Origin of the sequence: Corallococcus terminator (genome assembly GCF_003611635.1) — a bacterium.
GTDB classification, from domain to species: domain Bacteria; phylum Myxococcota; class Myxococcia; order Myxococcales; family Myxococcaceae; genus Corallococcus; species Corallococcus terminator.
Genome location: NZ_RAVZ01000579.1, coordinates 1 through 2,987, shown reverse-complemented (window position 1 = coordinate 2,987; position 2,987 = coordinate 1). Strand labels below are relative to the sequence as shown.

The window sequence follows — 2,987 nt, the reverse complement described above, 5'->3', positions numbered from 1 at the left end:
CCGTCGCGGCGGCCCCCGAACCGCGGGCGCCAGCCCTGGCCGCGGCGGCCCCCGAGTCCGCCTCCGAGTCACAGGAGGGTTATGCGCCCTTTGGCGAAGAACGTGCGGAAGAGCCCACCCTCAAGCTGCGCCAGCAGCCCGTCGTGGTCATCCACCTGGGACTCGCGGGCTTGATGGGAACGGGTCCCACGACCTATGGCGGCGGCCTCATCGTCGAGCCCAAGTGGAACATCACGGACAAGATCGCCGTGGGTGCCCGGCTCGAAGTGGGAATCTCCGGCGGCGGCAGCGCCGGAAATGGCAGTGCGACGGTCTCCACGGCCGTGGCCGTGGCCAGCCTCCTCAAGGGCGAGTACCTCTTCCGTGACAGCGGCGTCCGCCCGTTCCTGGGCCTGGGCGCCGGGGCGTACACGCTGGCCAACCAGTCCGTGGCCGCAGGCAATGGCGGCGCGGGGGTCGGCCAGTCGGGCGGCAGGTTCTTCGGCGTCGCGCCCCAGGCGGGCATCGACTTCGGCGGCGTCCGTCTCGCCGCGTCCTACAACCACATCCTGGGCGCGGACATCGTCGTCGAGCAGAACGTCAACGCGGGCATCGAGCCGGAGCGCTTCAAGCGCAACTACTTCCTGCTGGAGCTGTCGTTCCGCATCGCGAAGTTCGGCAAGGTGAACAAGCCCACGCCCACCGACCCGTACCACTGACCCGCTTCGCCGACCTCGCCCACCCTCCTTCGTGAAGGGGGGGTGGGCTACGTTCACCCGTGCCATGGGCATCCGCCTCGCCATCCAATGCCTTGGAGTCCCCTTCCTGCTCGCCCTGGGGGCCTGCTCGCCCAGCTATGTGCAGCGGACGGCCCAGGTGCGGGTCCTGACGGAGTCGGCGCGATACACCGAGGCCCGCCAGGAGCTGGCCGCGGAGGCTGAACGCTCCTCACTGGATGCGCTGCTGGTCGCGGTGGATCAAGGAGCGCTGCTGCACCGGGCGGGTGATTGGGAGCAGAGCGCTCGGGTGTTGAACGAGGCGGCGGCGCTCGCGGATGCGCGCGAGACGGTGTCGCTGTCCCAGGAGCTCTTCGGCAGTGCTCCCTGGCGGATGGGAACGCTGGAGCGACAGACGCTGCATGTCTTGAACGCACTCAATCAGCTCCAGTTGGGGCGGCCCGAGGGCGCGGCGGTGGAGGCACGCCTCACGAACGCGCTGCACCTGCGACACCATCTGGAAGCACGTCACCGGACGGAGCTGGAGCGCAGCCTCGCGCTCGTGCCCTTCGATGAGGACTTCCGCGCGTACCTGGAGCGGCTTTCCATCGGGCTCTACGTGAGCGCGCTCGCGCACGAGCTTGCGGGCAACGAGGACTCCGCGTTCATCGACTACCTGGAGGCCTGGCGCATCACCCGGATGGCGCCTCCGGGAGCGCCTTCGTCCCTGACACACCTGTTGCCCAGGCTCGTCGCGGAAGCGCGGCGGCTGGGGCGTCCGGAGCTGCCGGAGCTGGAGCCTCTGCTTCCAGGGCCCGGGGAGCAGGTCGGCCCGGACCAAGGGGAGTTGGTGGTCTTCGTGGAGGCAGGCCGGATTCCCGAGCGGTGTCAGGTGCCGAGAGCGGGAACGCAGGTCTGGTCCGTCTGCACCCGGAGCTGGTCGCACGCGAAGGCGCGAGCGGAGGTGGCCGGGCGGTCGCAGGTGGCGGAGACCGTCACCTCGATGGAGAACCTGCTGCTCCGCCGGGGTGCATTGGGGGCGATGGCCGACACCGAACGGGCGCCCTCGCTCGCGGTGAATCTGGGCGCGGCGGCCAGCTACGTGCTGGTTCCGCCCCTGGGCGCGGCGCTGATCATCCGCCGCGTCGTCGAGGTGAACACCCGAATGGAGCAGGGCTGGCTCAGCCTCCCCGCCGAATTCCAGGTGGCGCGCCTGTCGCTGCCCCAGGGCCGACAGACCGTGACCCTCCACGCGGGAAACAAGGAGCAGGTGCACGAGGTGGACATCGTCCCGGGCAGGCCCCAGGTCCTCGTCGTGCAGATGGAGTGAGGGGAGCTACCGTGCGCGCTGCCCGGCCCGCCGCGCGCCCTCCTGGAACCTCCGAGCCTCCTCGGGATGGAAGCGCGCGAGCAGCTTCAACTCCAGGTCCGAGGCCCGCGCCCCCAGGTCGTCGGAGCGAGGGACCGGAGCGCCGTACCGTACGTGGAAGATGTGCAGGTATCCGCGGCCGTCCCGCTCCCAGCCACGCATGAGGATCCCAGGAAGCTCTTGGGGAGCGGTGTCGCCCTCGGCGGCGCCCATGCGGGCCGGGATGAAGAAGACCCGGACACCTTCCTCTGACCGCTCTTCGCCGTGCGCCACGCCCGCCACCGCCTTCGCCTCCGTCCAGAGGGAGTCCAGCGGGATGTCGTAGGAATGGTCATACAACTGCTGTTGCAGGTACCCCTCTTCCGCGAACCGCTGGCGACCTCCCCCACAGCCGACGAGGAGGACGACGCCCGCGAGGGTCAGACACCGGAGGACGTGGCGCATGCGCGGGAAGTGAAACCCGTGCCAGCCCTGGCAACAAGCCTCCAACCCACCAGGTCTCTCACCCGACAAGACGACCGCTGGAGCATCCACGCCCATCCCCGCGCGTGGACGCCGCGTGCGTGCGTGCACGGTCCCTCGCGAGTCCCCCCGAGGAGGAAGCTCCTGGCACGCGGACTGCTCAAGCCCGAGCCGACCTCAGGCGGTCGAAGCCAGCGAGGTGCCCGGGCCGTGGTGGCGCGGGCGTGAAGGGGAAGGGTTGAAGAAGATGCTGACGGCGGGGAAGCGGTTGGCGGTGTTCTCCATCCGCGAGGGCAAGGGCGGGAGCATCTGGGTGCGCGCCGGCAGCGCGTTCGTGAACAAGGACGGTTCGCTCAACGTGCTGTTGGACGTGCTGCCCCTGGACGGGAAGCTGCACGTGCGCGAGGCGGCGGAGAAGCGCGACACGGCGGCGGGGGGGCGCTTCGCGGGCGAGTCGGGGC

General features: G+C 70.2%; 4 protein-coding genes. 3 read left to right on the top strand and 1 reads right to left on the bottom strand.

Going from position 1 to position 2,987, the window contains the following annotated elements:
• Window positions 1–698: hypothetical protein (locus D7V88_RS43400; RefSeq protein ID WP_120545799.1), on the top strand; the 698-nt coding region annotated here is incomplete at its 5' end.
• 64 nt (window positions 699–762) lie between these two features.
• The gene (locus D7V88_RS40285; protein ID WP_120545798.1) at window positions 763–2,025 is read left to right on the top strand and encodes a COG3014 family protein; all 1,263 of its coding nucleotides are present in this window, start codon (window positions 763–765) and stop codon (window positions 2,023–2,025) included.
• A 6-nt stretch (window positions 2,026–2,031) separates the two neighbouring features.
• Here D7V88_RS40285 and D7V88_RS40280 read toward each other — a convergent pair whose 3' ends face one another.
• The gene (locus D7V88_RS40280) at window positions 2,032–2,508 is read right to left on the bottom strand and encodes a hypothetical protein (RefSeq protein ID WP_120545797.1); all 477 of its coding nucleotides are present in this window, start codon (window positions 2,506–2,508) and stop codon (window positions 2,032–2,034) included.
• Between the two features lie 265 nt (window positions 2,509–2,773).
• Between D7V88_RS40280 and D7V88_RS40275 the strand changes: the two genes are divergently transcribed.
• A partial coding sequence (locus D7V88_RS40275) for a hypothetical protein (protein ID WP_120545800.1) occupies window positions 2,774–2,987 on the top strand: 214 nt, incomplete at its 3' end.

Excerpts from the sequence above, each read along its gene's own strand:
- D7V88_RS40285 (WP_120545798.1), top strand. The coding sequence starts at position 763 with ATGGGCATCCGCCTCGCCATCCAATGCCTTGGAGTCCCCTTCCTGCTC.
- D7V88_RS40280 (WP_120545797.1), bottom strand. The coding sequence starts at position 2,508 with ATGCGCCACGTCCTCCGGTGTCTGACCCTCGCGGGCGTCGTCCTCCTC.